Origin of the sequence: Synechocystis salina LEGE 00031 (genome assembly GCF_015207985.1) — a bacterium.
Taxonomy (GTDB): domain Bacteria; phylum Cyanobacteriota; class Cyanobacteriia; order Cyanobacteriales; family Microcystaceae; genus Synechocystis; species Synechocystis salina.
This window is the reverse complement of sequence record NZ_JADEVV010000008.1, coordinates 22,710-39,730: the sequence shown is the minus strand read 5'-3', so window position 1 is coordinate 39,730 and position 17,021 is coordinate 22,710. Positions and strand designations below refer to the sequence as shown.

The 17,021-nt window shown below is 48.4% G+C and carries 18 protein-coding genes and 1 pseudogene; 7 read left to right on the top strand and 12 right to left on the bottom strand.

All coding sequences use genetic code 11. The features are described from left to right. Positions 1-67: 67 nt before the first annotated feature. The 5 genes and pseudogenes from fabG (at position 68) to IQ217_RS04205 (ending at position 4,477) form a co-directional block, all read left to right on the top strand. Positions 68-811 carry a 3-oxoacyl-[acyl-carrier-protein] reductase gene (gene fabG, locus IQ217_RS04225; RefSeq protein ID WP_194019024.1) on the top strand — a complete coding sequence of 248 codons (744 nt, stop codon included), beginning with the start codon at positions 68-70 and terminating at the stop codon, positions 809-811. Continuing rightward, entirely contained in the window at positions 811-1,620 is an 810-nt protein-coding gene (locus tag IQ217_RS04220; protein ID WP_194019023.1) for an aminotransferase class IV, read from the top strand. The genes fabG and IQ217_RS04220 overlap by 1 nt, the downstream gene beginning before the upstream one ends. A 217-nt stretch (positions 1,621-1,837) precedes the next feature. Next, positions 1,838-2,344 carry a hypothetical protein gene (locus IQ217_RS04215; RefSeq protein ID WP_194019022.1) on the top strand — a complete coding sequence of 169 codons (507 nt, stop codon included), beginning with the start codon at positions 1,838-1,840 and terminating at the stop codon, positions 2,342-2,344. Positions 2,345-2,364: 20 nt separating this feature from the next. Further along, positions 2,365-3,588: pseudogene (locus tag IQ217_RS04210) on the top strand (ABC1 kinase family protein); the annotation flags it as partial. A gap of 499 nt (positions 3,589-4,087) precedes the next feature. Further along, entirely contained in the window at positions 4,088-4,477 is a 390-nt protein-coding gene (locus tag IQ217_RS04205; RefSeq protein ID WP_194019020.1) for a clan AA aspartic protease, read from the top strand. 87 nt (positions 4,478-4,564) lie between these two features. Here IQ217_RS04205 and uvrC read toward each other — a convergent pair whose 3' ends face one another. Continuing rightward, positions 4,565-6,475 carry an excinuclease ABC subunit UvrC gene (gene uvrC / locus IQ217_RS04200; RefSeq protein ID WP_194019019.1) on the bottom strand — a complete coding sequence of 637 codons (1,911 nt, stop codon included), beginning with the start codon at positions 6,473-6,475 and terminating at the stop codon, positions 4,565-4,567. 209 nt (positions 6,476-6,684) lie between these two features. Here uvrC and IQ217_RS04195 point away from each other — a divergent pair, with 209 nt between their 5' ends. Then, positions 6,685-8,457 (top strand): N-acetylmuramoyl-L-alanine amidase family protein, encoded by a 1,773-nt coding sequence (locus tag IQ217_RS04195; RefSeq protein ID WP_228024100.1) that lies wholly within the window; start codon positions 6,685-6,687, stop codon positions 8,455-8,457. Here IQ217_RS04195 and IQ217_RS04190 read toward each other — a convergent pair. The 8 genes from IQ217_RS04190 to psbH all read right to left on the bottom strand — a co-directional run bounded on the left by IQ217_RS04190 (position 8,440) and on the right by psbH (position 14,915). Next, positions 8,440-8,934, bottom strand: coding sequence for a M67 family metallopeptidase (locus IQ217_RS04190; protein WP_228024099.1), 495 nt, complete (start codon positions 8,932-8,934; stop codon positions 8,440-8,442). The genes IQ217_RS04195 and IQ217_RS04190 overlap by 18 nt on opposite strands. A gap of 66 nt (positions 8,935-9,000) precedes the next feature. Next, positions 9,001-9,384, bottom strand: coding sequence for a hypothetical protein (locus tag IQ217_RS04185; protein WP_228024098.1), 384 nt, complete (start codon positions 9,382-9,384; stop codon positions 9,001-9,003). Between the two features lie 131 nt (positions 9,385-9,515). After that, complete coding sequence (locus IQ217_RS04180) at positions 9,516-11,030, bottom strand: site-2 protease family protein (protein WP_194019016.1); 1,515 nt, start codon at positions 11,028-11,030, stop codon at positions 9,516-9,518. A gap of 56 nt (positions 11,031-11,086) precedes the next feature. Continuing rightward, positions 11,087-12,007 (bottom strand): N-acetylmuramic acid 6-phosphate etherase, encoded by a 921-nt coding sequence (gene murQ / locus IQ217_RS04175; RefSeq protein WP_194019015.1) that lies wholly within the window; start codon positions 12,005-12,007, stop codon positions 11,087-11,089. Between the two features lie 156 nt (positions 12,008-12,163). Then, positions 12,164-12,580 (bottom strand): DUF3110 domain-containing protein, encoded by a 417-nt coding sequence (locus IQ217_RS04170; RefSeq protein ID WP_223342983.1) that lies wholly within the window; start codon positions 12,578-12,580, stop codon positions 12,164-12,166. A gap of 174 nt (positions 12,581-12,754) precedes the next feature. Beyond that, on the bottom strand, positions 12,755-13,741 hold the full coding sequence (gene petA, locus IQ217_RS04165) for a cytochrome f (RefSeq protein ID WP_190599718.1): 987 nt from the start codon (positions 13,739-13,741) through the stop codon (positions 12,755-12,757). Positions 13,742-13,853: 112 nt separating this feature from the next. Next, positions 13,854-14,396 carry a cytochrome b6-f complex iron-sulfur subunit gene (gene petC, locus IQ217_RS04160; protein ID WP_194019014.1) on the bottom strand — a complete coding sequence of 181 codons (543 nt, stop codon included), beginning with the start codon at positions 14,394-14,396 and terminating at the stop codon, positions 13,854-13,856. Positions 14,397-14,720: 324 nt separating this feature from the next. Further along, positions 14,721-14,915 (bottom strand): photosystem II reaction center phosphoprotein PsbH, encoded by a 195-nt coding sequence (gene psbH, locus IQ217_RS04155; protein ID WP_010872259.1) that lies wholly within the window; start codon positions 14,913-14,915, stop codon positions 14,721-14,723. An 85-nt stretch (positions 14,916-15,000) separates the two neighbouring features. Between psbH and psbN the strand changes: the two genes are divergently transcribed. Continuing rightward, positions 15,001-15,132, top strand: a complete 132-nt coding sequence (gene psbN / locus IQ217_RS04150; protein ID WP_010872260.1) for a photosystem II reaction center protein PsbN — start codon at positions 15,001-15,003, stop codon at positions 15,130-15,132. A gap of 64 nt (positions 15,133-15,196) precedes the next feature. Here psbN and IQ217_RS04145 read toward each other — a convergent pair whose 3' ends face one another. The 3 genes from IQ217_RS04145 to IQ217_RS04135 all read right to left on the bottom strand — a co-directional run bounded on the left by IQ217_RS04145 (position 15,197) and on the right by IQ217_RS04135 (position 16,704). Then, positions 15,197-15,466, bottom strand: a complete 270-nt coding sequence (locus IQ217_RS04145) for a YciI family protein (RefSeq protein ID WP_194019013.1) — start codon at positions 15,464-15,466, stop codon at positions 15,197-15,199. Positions 15,467-15,644: 178 nt separating this feature from the next. After that, positions 15,645-15,878 carry a hypothetical protein gene (locus tag IQ217_RS04140; RefSeq protein ID WP_228024097.1) on the bottom strand — a complete coding sequence of 78 codons (234 nt, stop codon included), beginning with the start codon at positions 15,876-15,878 and terminating at the stop codon, positions 15,645-15,647. Positions 15,879-15,963: 85 nt separating this feature from the next. Next, positions 15,964-16,704 (bottom strand): SDR family oxidoreductase, encoded by a 741-nt coding sequence (locus tag IQ217_RS04135; protein ID WP_228017230.1) that lies wholly within the window; start codon positions 16,702-16,704, stop codon positions 15,964-15,966. Between the last annotated feature and the right edge of the window lie 317 nt (positions 16,705-17,021).

Genomic DNA, 17,021 nt, shown 5'->3' with positions numbered 1-17,021 from the left:
TTGCATTGTGAAATTATGGCGTAATGGCTGATTGGCCATCGATTGCGCCTCCATAGGAGAACAGTTTATGACAGCATTAACGACACAGGTGGCATTGGTAACTGGGGCATCCCGGGGTATTGGTAAGGCAACGGCTTTGGCCCTGGCCGCCACGGGGATGAAGGTGGTGGTGAACTACGCCCAATCCAGTACTGCCGCCGATGCTGTGGTAGCGGAAATTATAGCCAACGGGGGAGAGGCGATCGCCGTACAGGCCAATGTGGCTAACAGTGAGGACGTGGATAAGTTGATTAAAACCACGCTGGACAAATTTGGTCGCATCGATGTGTTGGTGAACAATGCAGGCATCACCAGGGATACGTTGCTGTTAAGAATGAAGCTGGAAGATTGGCAGGCGGTCATTGATCTGAATTTAACCGGAGTCTTTCTTTGCACCAAAGCAGTGTCTAAGTTAATGCTCAAACAAAAAAGTGGGCGCATTATTAACATCACCTCCGTGGCGGGCATGATGGGTAATCCCGGGCAAGCTAACTACAGCGCCGCCAAAGCAGGGGTAATTGGCTTCACCAAAACCGTTGCCAAAGAGCTGGCTAGTCGGGGGGTGACCGTCAATGCGGTGGCTCCCGGTTTCATTGCCACGGATATGACTGAAAATCTTGATGCAGAGCCAATTTTGCAATTTATTCCCCTGGCTCGCTATGGTCAACCGCAGGAAGTGGCCGGCACTATTCGTTTTTTGGCCACGGACCCAGCGGCGGCCTACATTACCGGGCAAACCTTTAATGTGGATGGCGGCATGGTGATGTTCTAATGTTGTACTGGTGGGACGGTCAATGGTTTGAGCAGGATGTAATCGAATTACCGATTAATGAGCCTGGCTTACTGTACGGGGCCACTGTATTCACCACTCTGAGGGTTTACCAGCAATGTCTTGACCATCCCTTTACCCACTGGGTTGATCATGGCGATCGCCTGCGACGAAGTTTAGTTAGTCTGCAATGGCCTGCACCAGACTGGGGGCCGGTGGATCAAGCGGCTCGGCATTTGAGCCAACGGTATCCAATCCTACGTCTAACCTGTTTTCCTTCGGGACAGATATTAATAACAGGGCGGGCACTGGCGGAAGATTTGGAACAACGACAACAATTAGGCATTAATGCTTGGCTGATGGCCCCCGGTCGTTACCAACGTTCCCTAGCGGAATTGAAAACGGGCAATTATTTCGCTCCTTGGTTAGCCCAACGTATTGCCCAGGAAAATAACGCTCAGGAAGCCATTTTGACCGATGCTAACGGCCATTGGTTGGAGACGTCCACGGGGAATCTCTGGGGTTGGCGGGACGGCGAATTTTTTACGCCCCCTTTAACCGGGCAACAGTTACCGGGTATTACTCTCCAGCATTTAAGGGGATGGTTGCAGGAGCAAGGGTTAACCATTCATGGCGATCGGTGGTCAAAGGATTTGGTCCACACTTTTCAGGGTTTGGCCTACAGCAACAGCGGCGTGGAAATTGTCCCCATCAATCGGGTCGGGAAGGAGGGAGAAGGTTGGTTAAATTTTGCTTCTGCCCAGAGTCGGGAGTATGGCCTGCTGGCGAGTTATTGGATAAAGAATCGCTGAATTTTTACTCAAGCCAACGTAAACAAAGATTACGAAAAGCTCCAATTTATGCCCATTCTGTAAAGATCCATCTCAATTTTTTCCTCGGAACTAAATCCCCTGCCAATAATAAAAATATCTGCAATTATTTCTTGGGTAATTTTTGCCCCATTATTCCAGCTTGATTCAATTTTGTTTAACTTTAAATACAACTCTGTTAACCAGAGTGAGGTGATCTATGAACCGTACCGCTAAATTAACCATTGCCATGGTGGATTGGCCACTGCTCGTGATGGGCAGTTTGGCCATGTGGCTCGCCGGTAGCTTGGTGATGGATTTACTGGTGGTGCCCAGCCTTTCCGCCGCTGGTATGATGGCCGAACCGGGTTTTATCAGTGCTGGCCATTTACTATTTTCCGTTTTTAATCACCTAGAACTCTTATTTGCGGGTCTAGTGGCGTCTGGCTGTTTTTTACTCCATCAACAGGGCTTTTTCTCTGCTCCAGGACAACGATTTAGTCGAATTTTCGCCATTATTCTGTTGGCGATCGCCATTGTTTATACCTACATTTTGACCCCAGCCATCACGGATTTAGGCTTTGATATGGCGAGTTTCACCAGCACCGGGGAAATGCCTGCGGCGATGATGCCCTTGCACTGGCTCTATTGGGGGCTAGAATTAGTTAAATTGGCACTGGGACTAACTCTCCTACACTGGTCTTACCAAGCAGCAGTGCGCCATTGACCAATTCTTATTGACACTTAATGTTTGCCTTACCTCAAGCCGGCGATCGCCGTGGCGAGATCATTAAAGTACTGCTCAGCAACGGCTGGGACTACATGAACGGCCTCTTAACCATGGGGAAAGTGGGGGAACCACAAATTCCGACACCGGAAGTTCTCACCAAAATCCTCGTCGAGTTGGGGCCGTTCTACGTCAAATTAGGGCAACTGCTCAGCACCCGCCCCGACCTTTTACCTCCCCGCTACATCAACGCCCTCACTGCCCTACAATCCAACGTTCCCCCCTTACCTTGGTCGGCGATCGATGATTTATTGCAGCGAGAATTTCCCCAACCGCTGGGGGAAACATTTCAAGAAATTGAGCCTGAACCCATCGCCGCGGGTTCCATTGGTCAGATCCATCGAGCGGTGTTGCAGAGTGGGGAAACCGTTGCCATTAAAGTTAAACGTCCCGGCATTGATGCCGTCGTGGAGCAGGATAGTTTACTGATTAAAGATGTAGCTGAGTTGATTTCCCGGACAGAATTTGGCCAGAATTACGACATTGTCAAACTAGCGGATGAGTTTACCCAAACGGTTAAAGCCGAGTTAAATTTTGATACCGAAGCGATTTATACCAATACCCTACGGTCTAACCTAGCTAAAACTACCTGGTTTGATCCCAATCAATTAGTAATTCCGAAAGTTTATTGGAAATTAACTAACGAGAAATTTCTCGTGTTGGAATGGCTTGATGGAGTGCCAATTTTAACGGCGGATTTAAGTCAGCCCCCTAGCGAGAAAAATATTACCGAACGCAAAAAGGAAATTACCACCCTGTTATTCCGGGCCTTTTTCCAGCAACTTTATGTCGATGGCTTTTTCCACGCCGATCCCCACCCCGGCAACATTTTTTACTTAGAAGATGGTCGTTTAGCTCTAATTGATTGCGGCATGGTGGGTCGCCTTGATCCCCGCACCAGGCAGTTATTAACGGAAATGCTATTGGCGATCGTTGATTTGGATGCCAAACGTTGTGCCCAGTTAACGGTGGAGCTGTCGGAATCGGTGGGCCACGTTAACTTCCAGCGGTTAGAGGTAGATTATGAACGCATGTTGCGGAAATATTATGACCTAAGCTTGTCGGAATTTAACTTCAGTGAAGTAGTGTATGAATTTCTTCGCATTGCCAGGGTAAATAAACTGAAAGTTCCCGCTTGTTTGGGACTATACGCCAAATGTTTAGCCAACCTCGAAGGGGCCGGACGCCAATTTAATCCCGAATTAAATTTATTTACCGAAATTAATCCCCTGATTACTGATCTTTTTCGTCGGCAATTGTTTGGCACTAACCCTTTGCAAACAGCCTTAAGAACAGTCTTAGACCTCAAAGCAGTTTCCCTTAAAACCCCTAGGCAAATGGATGTATTGCTCGATCGCCTAACAACGGAAACGTTGCAATGGAATGTCCGCATTGAGGGTCTGGAACCCCTACGACGCACCATCGATAAATCAGCGAATCGTTTATCTTTTAGTATTGTGCTGGGTTCCCTAATTATGGGGGCGGCAATCCTTTCCACCGGCAATGATCAACAGCTAACTTTAATTGCCAATGTTCTGTTTGTGGCCGCTACGGTAATTGGTTTTTGGTTGGTGATTAGTATTCTTCGATCAGGAAGATTAAAATAATAATTAGTTCGCCTGAAAACGGTTATAGTTATGCGATCATAGCCAGCAAATTATAATTTTCCTTGAGGTCAATAAAATGGGTTTAGTTTATGCCAATATTGAGCTTATTAATCCCAAAGAAAAAACGCTACAACCAATGAAGGTCAACGCCTTAGTTGATACAGGAGCGATCACCCTTTGCATTCCTGAGCATGTTGTCATTCAACTCAAATTAGAAAAGCTGGAACAGCGGGAAGTCACCACCGCAGATAGCAAAAAAAGATTAGTTGATTATGTGGGGCCAATTCAAGTGAGGTTTGGCAATCGCAACTGTTTTACTGGGGCCTTAGTCTTGGGGGATGCAGTGTTGCTGGGGGCTGTGCCCTTGGAAGATATGGATTTGGTTATTAGTCCCCGTTCACAAACCATTATGGTCAATCCTGAAAGTCCTAATATTCCTACTGCTTTGGTAAAAAATATACGGTAATTTACTCTCATGGGCAACAAATTTTCTGAAAATGTTGGTAGTAAGACATATTGTCAACCCATCCGCATTGCTGTTCACAACTAAGACTCATAAAGACTCCGCTGTGGAAATAACAGTTTGTTCACTTGTGGGATGAAAGTAATCATAAATCGCCTGGGCTAATTGGGGGCCAATTCCCGGTACTTCCTGTAATTGTTTGACGCTGGCCTCCCGAATATAGTCCAAAGAACGGAAATGGGCTAACAGTTGTTTTTGGCGACTAAAACCTAAACCGGAGATTTCATCCAGGCGCGATCGCCGACTTTTACTAAGTCTTTGTTGACGGTGGAAACTGACAGCAAAGCGGTGAGCTTCATCCCGCAAACGACGCAATAATTGCACTCCAGGCTGCTCCGCATGGGTGAGCAACGGTTGAGATTCCCCCGGTAGAAAAATTTCTTCCCTTTGTTTAGCTAAACTAACCACGGTAAATTTATCCAGTAAATCCATTTCCGTTAGCACTTTAACCACTGCAGATAGCTGTCCTTTGCCACCATCAATCATAATTAAATCTGGCCAATCTTGGTTACTATGTTGACTTTTTCCAGACGGACGGAAACGACGGCTAATTACTTCCGCTAAACTGGCAAAATCGTCGGAGTGGCCAACTTTAATGGATGGATTTTTGATTTTATAATGGCGATAATATTGTTGGGCTGGCACTCCATCAATGAATACGACTTGGGAAGCCACAGCGTTAGAACCTTGAATATGGGATATGTCATAGCCTTCGATACGTTTTGGCAAAGTTTCTAAATCTAAAATTTCCGCTAAATCTTCTAAGGCTGTAACGTTCTTAGCAGTCTGTTTTTGTAGCCTTTCCAACTCGTATTGGGCATTGCGTTCTACCATTTCTAGTAGTTCAGCTTTGGTTTGTCTTTGGGGCAGGTTAAAAGTTACTTTTCTTCCCCTTTGGCTGGTTAACCAATCGTTGAGCAATTCCCCTTCAGGCAAAGCACAGGGCAGAATAATTTCACTGGGAATTTCCACCGCATCCACCTGTTGATAATGCTGTTCCAACACCCGTTGTAATACTTCCCCTTTTTCTTGTTCTGACTCTACTCCGTCAGCGAAAAACCCCAGCCTTCCCACCAATCTCCCCGCTCGGATTTGAAATAGCTGAATGGCGCTAATTTGTCCGTCACTGGCCACGGCGATCGCATCTCTGGAAATGGTGTCCTGGGGTAGGGAAACTTTTTGATCGGCGTTGAGTTTACTCAAAGAATTAATTTGATCTCGAATGGTGGCCGCTTGTTCAAATTTTAAATCCGTCGCGGCTTTTTCCATTTGTTCTGTCAATAGTTGGTGTAGCTCTTGGGTACGACCCTGGAAAACCATGGCTACTTTCTGCAACGTTTGGCGGTATTCTTCTGGGGTAATTAATTCTTGGCACACTCCAGGACAGCGACCAATGTCATAATTTAAACAGGGACGATGTTTAAACAGAGGCTGGCGGCGTTGTCGCAGGGGAAAAATACGCTGTATTAATCTTAGTGTTTGCCGTAAACTGAAACTATCCACATAGGGGCCATAATAGCGATCCTTAGCTTGATTTAAACGGCGTTTTCTCGTAATAAAAATACGGGGATAGGTTTCCGACCAAGTTATGCAAACATAGGGGTATTTTTTGTCATCCTTGAGCAAGACATTAAAATGGGGTTGATGTTGTTTAATTAAATTTGCTTCTAAGGCTAAAGCTTCCGCTTCCGTATCGGTGACAATAAATTCTATGTCCGCTATCTGTTGCACCATCAAAGCAATGCGAGCAGTGTGGGGTTGGGAGTCCCGAAAATAGGATCTCACCCTAGTTCTCAATTTTTTTGCCTTACCAATGTAAAGAATTTCCCCCTGGCGATCGCCCATGAAGTAAACCCCGGGCTCCTGGGGAATTTGTTGCAGTCTTTGCTCCAATAAATCCGGCTGTTGTATTAAGGGAATGGGATTGGCCGTGACTACCATTGCTAAAAAAGAAAGGTTTAAATTTCAATTGTAGGAAGTTTTAGAAAAGCTGACACTGTAGCAAATTAATTTGGGAATAATAGTCGACGAATATTACCACTTGTTCTTATGAACACTGGAACGATAAAATATTACTATGCTTTGATGGTATGGTTGTCGACAAACAGGTCAACTTCTAGAAAGTTATCGCATCGAGGAGATTATTAAGAATGGTGATGGAATCTTGGTTGGGAGCAATAGTGAGTGTTGGTGTAATGACGGTGGTTGCCATGCCGGCTCTAGCCCAAAATCAGCCCTTATTTTTAGCTTATCCACCCCAAAATCACCAGACCAGTAGCCCGACGATTTTTTTCATCGGTTCCGCCGCCCCGGATGTGACGGTTACCCTGAATGCTCAGGTGATTGAACGCAGTGCCCAAGGCAATTTTGCCCCTGTGATTCCTCTCCAGGTGGGGGAAAATCAATTTGTCTTTCAGGCGGGCTCCCAACGGATTGAGCGCACTATTACCCGCATTAGCACTGGCCCCACATTGCCGGCCCAAGGTGGTTTTGCACCGGGTTCCCTTACCCCGGCGGTGTCCATCAGTCGCCCCGCCGATGAACCGATTTGCTTTACGGCGATCGCCCCCACCGATGCTACGGCTACAGTAACTTTGGCAGGGCAAACCATTCTCCTCACCCCCCAGGGCAATGTAGTGCAGTTGCCGGCAAATAACACAATTTTGCACGGAGAAAACCAGCCCAAAGTAACGGCAGCGGATCAGTATAAGGGCTGTCAAAGCTTTACTTCTGAACAATTGCCGACTTTGTTGGGCACACCCCAATTTAATTTGCAATGGCGGGGACAAACTTTTTCTGCCCCTGGCCCTGGCAGCGTTACCTTACTTAACGGCGATCGCCCCCAGGTAGTTGCAGTGACCAGTCAGGCAGGGGTGGCCCGCACAGGCCCTGGCACTGATTATTCCCGGTTGACCCCTTTGCCCCAGGGGAGTCAAGCCAGTGTTACTGGCCGGGATGGGGACTGGTTGCGCTTAGACTATGGCGGCTGGATTAAAGCGGATGAAACTGTCACTCTACCTAGTCAAGCTGCGCCCCGTTCTATCATTCGCAGTGTGGGTTATCAGGTTTTTGGCGATCGCACAGAAATGCGTTTCCCCCTGCAATTGCCGGTGCCGGTCACAGTACATCAAACTGAAACAGGATTCACTTTAAGTCTTTACAATACCACCGCCCAAACTGACACTATTCGCATTGATAATGACCTCATTATCCGGAATTTAACTTGGCAACAAATTAGCCCAGACCGCATTGATTACTACTTTACTTTTAAAACCGATCAACAGTGGGGCTACGACCTCCGTTATGAGGGCACCACGTTAATTTTGTCCCTACGCCATCCCCCCCGTATTTCTTCCCAACCAGGTAACTTGCAGGGGGTAAAAATTTTGCTCGACCCAGGCCACGGGGGCAGTGAAGCGGGGGCAGTGGGCCCCACTGGCTATCCAGAAAAGGATATTAATTTGTTGATTTCCCGACAATTGGCCGATCGCCTCCGGGCCCAGGGAGCCAATGTCCATCTGACCCGCACCGGAGATGAATTTGTGTCCCTGGTAGATCGCCAAACCCAAATTAACCAAGTGCAACCGGCGATCGCCATTTCTATCCATTACAACGCTTTGCCCGATAGCGGTAATCCCAATGAAACCGACGGTATTAGTACGTTTTGGTACAATGCCCAGGCCGCCGATTTAGCCAACTTTTTACAACGTTATTTAGTGGAGAATTTGGGTAGAAACTCCCATGGGGTTTATTGGAATAATTTAGCGTTGACTCGTCCCACCATCGCCCCAGCGGTGCTACTGGAATTGGGATTTATGATCAGCCCGCGGGAATTTGAGTGGATTACCAACGCCCAAGCCCAGGAACAATTGGTGCAAGCTTTGGCGACGGGAATTACCACTTGGTTACAGCAACAACGTTGAGTCCACTTCCAGAAAATTTCCCGCTTCGTTTAAGTACCAACTTCTGCTGGTGCTGAACTTGCCATCCTTACCGGCAGCAATGAGGTAAACATACTCTGGCCAGGCAATCGCCCGGTCAAATTCGGATGGTATGGGCTGGCCATGGGGATGGGAATGGAAAATACCAATAATGCTTAAACCCTTAGAGCGACAATCCTTTTGGGCAGTGAGCAAAACTTTAGGGTCAATGGCAAAGTAATGTAACTTGCTGCCTTGATTATGATCCTGTCCAAATTCCTCCACTTTTCCCCAGCAATTTTCCGTCGGTTGAACTTCTAACACTTGCCAATGGCGATCTCGCAGAGATCCGCTGGGCGGTGCGCCGTTTGTTTGGGTAACTACCTGTCCTAGTAAGAGACCACAACATTCCTCTGGGTAGCACAGTTCCCCATGGCGATAAATCTGGGCCTGGTGAGTCCGACTAAGACTTAGTTGCATCACTTCTGTCAGTTCTCCCTGCGCTCTTTCAGCAATCCTGTAAAAATCCCGGCCATTTCTCAAACTTTAGTGAAATAACCAGCGCCAGAGGGGATGGCGGGGGCCAATTTTACGAATTCTAGCGGTGCCCCGGATGAGATTATTCCTTTCTTTAATGGATAGACCCCAAAGAAGATGGCAGCTTTGCCGGATTAACACCGCCCCAGTGAAACCGATGCTAGCAAACAAAGTAAAGGCCGGCACCAACTGAAAAGCAAAACCATAACGAATTGCTACCCAGGTGAAATGGTCCTGTAATAGAACAATGTCTTCCCGGAATTGCCAGAGGGACCAGGGGATAAGGGTACACCAAATTAACGCCACCACCAGCCAACGACCATAGACCCCCGCTTGGTAGAGACGATAGGCGGGTTTGCTCAAACACTGATCGGGCATTAAGCGATGGGGCATTGATGTTGAAATTTTCACGAAATTAAGTCCGTTAACTCTGGAACGGGGGATTCCGTCTATTGTCAGAATGTAAGACTAGCTACTCCTTGGGGTAGAAAGATTCGACTTCAGCGCAAGCGAGTCGGGGTAGTTCACGCTCCAATACCTAACCTTAGGGCCCAGTTGGGGCTAAAGGGAATCAGGGTGAGTAACATCAATAGCAGAGCCAGCAGTCCCAGGCCGGCCCTGGTGTCATCGGGCTCCGTCAACTCGTTTAGACTGGGCCGTTCTAGTTGCCGTTGCAAAAATAAAACCACGATCGCCCAGTAGAGGGGGATGGGATTAGCGGGGTTAAAGAGGGTGATGCCCCCCAAAATAATCAACGTGGCAATGGTGGTCCGCCGAGCTACTTTGCGGCCGTAGATAGCTTGAATAATGCGGCCACCGTCCAATTGGCCCGCCGGGAGTAGATTCAAACCATTAATGACTAAACCTAACCAACCGAGCACCGTTAGGGGATGAATGGCCACAATGTCCTTAGTCAAGGCATCGCCGAGGATGACTTTGGCCACAGTGCCCACCAGCAATGAACCCTGCAAAAACTGCACCGGCAACTGAAAAAGGCTATCTTCCCTGGAAAGTATTAAACCCACTATCAGGAATAACAGGGACACTAAGCTCCCCACCGCCGGCCCGGCGATCGCCACGTCGAATAGGGCATTACGACTAGGTAACAGGGACTCAAAACGAGTAATGGCCCCAAAGGAACCAATTTGCCAATTGGGTAAAAAGAATGGCCAACTGAGGCGTACATCCCACTTTTTCGCCTGCCAGAGATGGCCTAGCTCATGGGCTAGTAAAATAATGCCCACGGCGATCGCCAGGGGAACCGTTTCCCCCACCCGTTGCCAATTGTCTACTAAGTCAAAGCCCAACAGGGCCGCACTTGCCTCCAACGTAGTGACAATGGTGGCCACCAGTAATACCACCGCCAAATTTTTCTGGGCCAGGGTGCTGGGCTGGGGGTCATTACTGCTGGGGAGAATAACTACCACCGGCCGGTCTTCGCTACCTTCCACCAAAAAGAGACGGTATTTATCCCCCATCAAATCCTTGAGTTTAGCCGAAAGTTTGCCAAAGGCGTCCTCCGCCTCCGTCCGTAAATTGCCCTTAAAAATTGCCCCCTCCTGGTAGGCAATGGTCTCCGTGGCAAAAAAACTATCAATGCTAAAAATCCCTTTAATAATTGCCAAATCTTCCGGTGGAATGGGGGAAGCATCCTCTTCAAGGCTAGTGGTGGCATTGACTTCGCCAACAGTTGTGCCCTGATCTGGCTCCTTGGCCAAATTCTGCAATCGTTGGGCCGCTTTTTGACGCAACAGTTCCGCTTGCCCTGCCTCCCGCATTTGCCGACCGAGATAGATGTAAATTCCCGCCGATACCAAAAGCAGAATTAATACTGCGGGCAAACTGAGGAACAACCCTAAGCTAAAAAGGACAAAATACAACAGCCAAGGGGCCATCAGCACCACGGACTGTAGCCAAGCAAGTTTGCCAAGCTTACCGAAGGGTTTGGCCCGCCGGTAGCCCCAGACTAAAACACCGATCGCCAGGGCAAAAATGACGAAGACAATGGGGGTTAAAAACTGGTCTAGGGTAGTGGGCATGGGTAAAGCAATGTTGGGAGTTGGGAGTGGAACTATCTCTGGGCAAGGTTAGGGGGCTAGGGCAAGGCATCCATGGCCTGGCGTAAATTACCACCATGGCTGAGCAGTTGGGCTTCGGCGGCTTCCAGACTGAGTCCGGACCAATGCATTAACAACGCTAACTTAACCCGTTGGCCACTGGCATTCAGTAATTGGCCCGCTTGCTCCCGATTTAAATCAGTTAAATCTTGCAAAATACGCACTGCCCGGTCTTCTAGTTTGCGGTTGGTTACAGCCACATCCACCATGCGATTGCCGTAAACTTTGCCTAATTTGACCATGGCACCGGTGGAAAGAATGTTCAACGCCATTTTAGTCACCGTACCCGCTTTCAAACGGGTGGAGCCAGCTAAAATTTCTGGCCCTGTCAACAATCGAATATTCACATCCGCTGGCCTGGGGGCTTGGATTTCCGGCACACAGGCAATGAAAATTGTTTTTGCCCCCCTGGCCCGGGCCGCATCCAAAGCTCCATGGACATAGGGAGTGGTTCCCCCGGCCGTAATGCCCACCACCACGTCCAATTGGGTAATGCGATGGTCGGCGATCGCCCGGGCTCCATCTTCCGCAATATCTTCCAACCCTTCCGAACTGCGGAGTAGGGCACTAGCTCCCCCGGCTAAAATACCCTGCACCAACTCCGGCGGGGTACAAAAAGTGGGGGGACATTCCACCGCATCCAACACCCCCAGGCGGCCACTAGTGCCGGCCCCAATGTAGAAAAGACGGCCCTTTTTAGCCAAAGCCCCACTAATAATTTCAATGGCCGCCGCTAAATCTTCCCTCGCTGCGGCGATCGCCGTTACCGTCAGTTGATCCTGTTGGTTAAATAAATCTACCAACTCCAGGCTAGACAACTGGTCCAAATTTTGGCTTTGGGGATTGGCCTGCTCTGTTAATAAATGACCGCGTTCTTCTATGCTTTCCGTACTAGGCATGGGGTATGGGTGGGGATTGGGGGCAGGATTATTAGGTAAAGAAAAAATAAATTAGAAATTAAACAAAATCAACCAAACCAAATTTAGTGAACCAACCAGGACTAAGCTTTAAAACCATGGTTAGTTAAAGTCAGGACAAGCATAACCACAGTTTTTCTACAACAATCCTTCTAAGCGACGGCGAATATTTTCCAGCTCCGCATCGGAAAATTCAGTGTCTGGTTTTTCTTCCTCCTGGCCTTGGTCATTGCTCTGGGCTTCCCGGGCTGCCTGCAAGACCCCATCTGGGTCCCATTCCGGTTCCGCCACATTTTTTTCCGGGGGAATGGCCAGCATACCTTCCGCCACAACTTCGCAATCGTAGCCAGCTTCTTGGCAAAACTCTTCAATATCCCGGGAATCCATGGCTTCAATGGAGGGCGGCGGAAAATCCTGGGCCTCTAAAAGCAGGGCGTAACGGGTGGCATCATCCTCGGAAGCGAACATCAAAATCTTATTGCGTCCCCCCATTTGTACGGTGTGGATGCCTTCATTATCCGTACCTGCGTTGAATAAAAGAACGTAAACACGCATAGAGTCAGCAAAATCTAAAAGTTGTCTATTCCTACCAGCATATCGAGCTAGGGTAGTTCTGCAAAAATCAATGGGGCCACCGACGACATAACTCAAGCTGAGCATTCTTCGATGGCCCCCAGGGGAGAACCTAGGCTCTGCCCCTATGGTGGGATAATCCGGTGGAGAAATGAACTAGAAATTAAGTTCAGCGGCTTGAACTTTTTCAATTTGTTTTTTCTTCAACACCAACAGAATTTGGGAAAGCATAATTCCCGCCAAGAAGAGGACCAGGAATTTAATGCGGGTGGGATTTTGCAGCACCACTTCCGTATCTTTCTGGCCAAAACCGCCCACATTGGGATTATTAGTCAAAAATTCCCCTGCTTCGACAGTTTGACCGGCACTGACGATCAATTCGGGACCAGCAGGAATGTCTACGGTTTCCGTACCATCAGCAGTGGTGAGAATCAGTTGATAGCCACCAGCTTCCAGGGCGTTAACTTCTGAGATGGTGCCAGCTTTGGGCGCTTTAAAGGCATTGTTATTGCTCAGCAAACCGGTGGGATAGATTTGGCCACGACCACGGTTAGCCCCGAGGTGCACAGCGAATTTACCGTAGTTAATGCTTTTATCCTTGGCAGGGTCGGGGGACAAGACGGGGAAAACAATTTCCTGATACTGCTCACCGGGCAAAGGACCAACAATGACCACATTTTCCATATCTTCCCGATAGGGCTGGAAGTAGGTACCACCAACTTTTTCTTTCAGTTCCTCCGACAGGCGATCGGGGGGCGCAATTTTAAATCCTTCGGGCAACATCAATACGGCCCCTACGTTCAAGCCACCCTTGGAACCATCCCCCAGCACCTGTTGACTATCGAGGTCGTAGGGAATTTTCACTACCGCTTCAAACACGGTGTCGGGCAAAACTGCTTGGGGAATTTCCACTTCCGCCGCCTTTTGGGCGAGGTGACAGTTAGCACAAACAATGCGACCAGTGGCTTCCCGGGGGGTCAAAGGGGCAGTTTCCTGGGCCCAAAAGGGATAGGCAGAGGCGGCCTGGGGGAGGCTGACATCGGTGATTAAAAAGACGCTGACTGTGGCGATCGCCAACACCGTGAAGCGGCGCAGAGCAACCATGGTTTTCGTCCACAGCCCCAAAGTATCAGGGTTTCTCATCGTTAAGTTGAACGGATTAGGTTTAGGTAAACAGTAGGGGAAAAAGACCAGTCTCAGACAATTACACAAAATTACAACAGTGTTGCTTACTCAACGGATAGCAAAGCTAAACCTAAGCCCACCAGGGATCTTCGTCGGTGCGGAAATCGGTTTCCGTCCAGGGGCTGAGCACTAATTTGTCATCGTCGGTAACTGTGGTATGGGCCAAAGCCAAAGAGAGGGGAGCCGGGCCACGCACCACTTTACCTTCGGCGTTGTACTGGGAACCGTGGCAAGGGCACATAAATTTATTTTCGCTGGCATTCCAGGGCACCACACAGCCCAAATGGGTACAAACCGCATTAATACCATAGTCGGCGATCGTGTCATCCCCCTGGACTACAATATAGGTCGGGTCGCCCTTCAAACCCTGGGCCAACACCCGATCGCCAGCGTTATGGGAAGCCAAAAATTCCGTCACCTTAACATCATTACCCAAGGCATCCTTCGCAGTTACGCCGCCACCGGTCCCACCACTGGAAGGAGGGATCAAATACTTAACCGCTGGATAGAGGGCTCCGGCCGCCACCCCAGTGATCGTACCAAAGGTCAATAAGTTCATAAACTGACGCCGACCCAAATCGGGGACATCAGGGGAGCCAGAAATCTGTGTCATAATGAACCGTCTAAATTTAAGGATTTTTACTAACATTCACCGGAGGAAGCCCGGCAACATCGTTACAGAGAGGCAGACCGGCTAAGTTACCGTCACCCCGGGGATTTGCAATAAAAAATGTAACAAGTCCTGTTCGATTATGACAGAAAACGCACCAGCCCATCTAGACAAGGCTTTGGGCTACATTTCTTGATCTGCCGGTAACAGTTTTCGTCCCCCCGTGCCTTAGAAGACAAAAAAATCCCGACGGGGCGGGATGCAAAAAAGATTAACCAAAATTAGGTTGAGATTAAATTGGGTCAGGAATACGTCGACAACCCCAAATCAACCAGCCCAGTCCACACTGAAGCCTTCGAGAATCAGAGAAGAGTTATAAATCTGTAAAATAATCAGTAAGAAAACCAGAAAAAGTGCCATAAATACCCCCATGACAGGAGTGGTACCCCAGCCCGGTACGACCTTACCGTATTCCGAGTTGAGGGGTCTGAGGATATCTCCTAACCGAGTGCGCTGTGCCATAGATTTCCCGTAAAAATGACTAAATGAGTTTTTGTAATGTTCTGTAATAATATAAGACAACAGAAACAACTATCAATCTTACCCCATGGAATCCGCAACAGTTCTTAGCATTACTTTTGCTGTCATTCTCATTGCCATCACTGGCTTGGCAGTATACACCTCTTTTGGTCCCCCCTCCGCCGAGCTGGGTGATCCCTTCGATGACCACGAAGATTAGAATTTTTCCTGGGGGAATGGGCCCCTGCCCCTACCCTTGACTTGGGGTAATAGTGGTAGCAACGCTAAAAAGCTTGAATCCACTCCTTGACCTCGTACTCCGTCCAGATACCGTTTTGCCAGTAGGGGTCATCTTGCACCAACTTCTCCACTGTGTCCTGGTCTGGTGCGTCATAGATGGCAAAAACCTGCTGTAAATCCTTGGTGGGCCCAATGGTAACCAACACGCCACTTTCCTTTTGGGCTTTGAGTCCGTCCAGATGGGCTTGACGATGGGGCGCTCTTTTTTCTTCCACATTGTCGCAATAGGTCCCCCAAAGTACATATTTAGCCATTGGCTACACACTCCTTTCTCAGCAACGAATTCACAAAGTCACCTAGAATTTTAAATGATAATGGCCAGGGCCTTGCCCTCCCCACCGTAACCAGTGGCCATAAACCATGGCTCAGGAATTTCCTCGAATTGTCTCGGGGAAGTATTGATCAGAATCGGACATTTGGTCGGCAGTTAGTTTAGTTAGAACTTGTTAGTTTTCCTTGATAGACCATACCAGCGGCGTCAGCGGCAAGGATAGTTTGATCATCCATAAAAATTACAGCGTTAATTCCCGTCGAGGAAATTTGATGTTCTTCTACCACTTTTCCCGTGGCTAAGGAGATAATTCCCACAAAACCTTGATCATCGGCGATCGCCAGGAGAAAACTTTCCCCAGCCAAGGTAAGAAAATTTCTGCGGGAATGTTTCATGGGTGGATGAAGTTTACATTTTGGCTATATTTTGACCCTGAACCGTTGTTGTGAAAAACTAAAATCCTCACCGGCACTCTAGCTTTTAGCCATAATTAACTTCAATTACACTTTTGGCAAAGGTCTGATAGGCAGTACCCATTTGTTTGGCCATAGTATCGTGGGGAAAAACATGAAATTCGCCGGATCTGAGGGCGTCGATAATGGCATCTGCCGCTAAGGTGGGGGGCTCGGCAATATCGGCTCTTCCAGAGGCATGGGTCATTTCGGTGGCCAACGGGCCGGGGTGGACACTCAGAACCAGAGTGCCTTGCTCACCAAGCAATTCCCACAATGCCTGGGTAATGGAATAGGCTGCGGCTTTGGAAGCGGAGTAGGTGGCCACATTGGAAAATGATTTTAGGGAAACTACTGAGTTAAGTTGCACAAAGGCCCCTCCCCCATTGGCCTTGAGCACCGGCGCAAAGGCTTGGGCCATGGCAATTAAGCCATACACATTGGTCTCCATTTCAGATTTTAGACAGGCGATCGCCCCTTCGTCCAAGGGAGATGCTACTTTTTGCACCCCGGCATTATTGACCACAATATCTACATCCGTGGCGGTTTGGGCGGCGGTAGCAATGGATTCTGGGTCCGCCAGATCAATAAAAATAGGGACTACTTTGTCGCCATATTGCTCGACTAGGGGGGCGGCACTGTCCAGGTTTCTAACGGCGGCGTAAACTTTAGCGGCTCCGTGCTCCAAAAAAGACTCCACCAGCACCTTCCCTATGCCACGGTTAGCACCGGTCACGAGAATGATTTTGTTGGCAATATCGCAAGTCATTGGCATATCTCCAGAAATGTTATTTGAAAGTTATTTGAAAACTTAAACCATCAGTGTGGAGTCCCAAAAGTTGCTAGATGTTGGGAAAATCAGCAGAAAAAATGGCAATGGGAGTAAATTCTGAGTGGCGATCGCCCTTTTGGAAATGACTCCAGTCAAGGGAAGAAAATTTCTGAGCAGGGACCAATACAGTAGTACACGTATCGGGCTGTCAAAAAACAAAATATTCAGAACCCTTGTTAATATACCCCCTACGAATTTTACCACATTGGGTGGGCACTAGATCCAGAAAATAAGGTCGTAAATGTAAGTAGAAT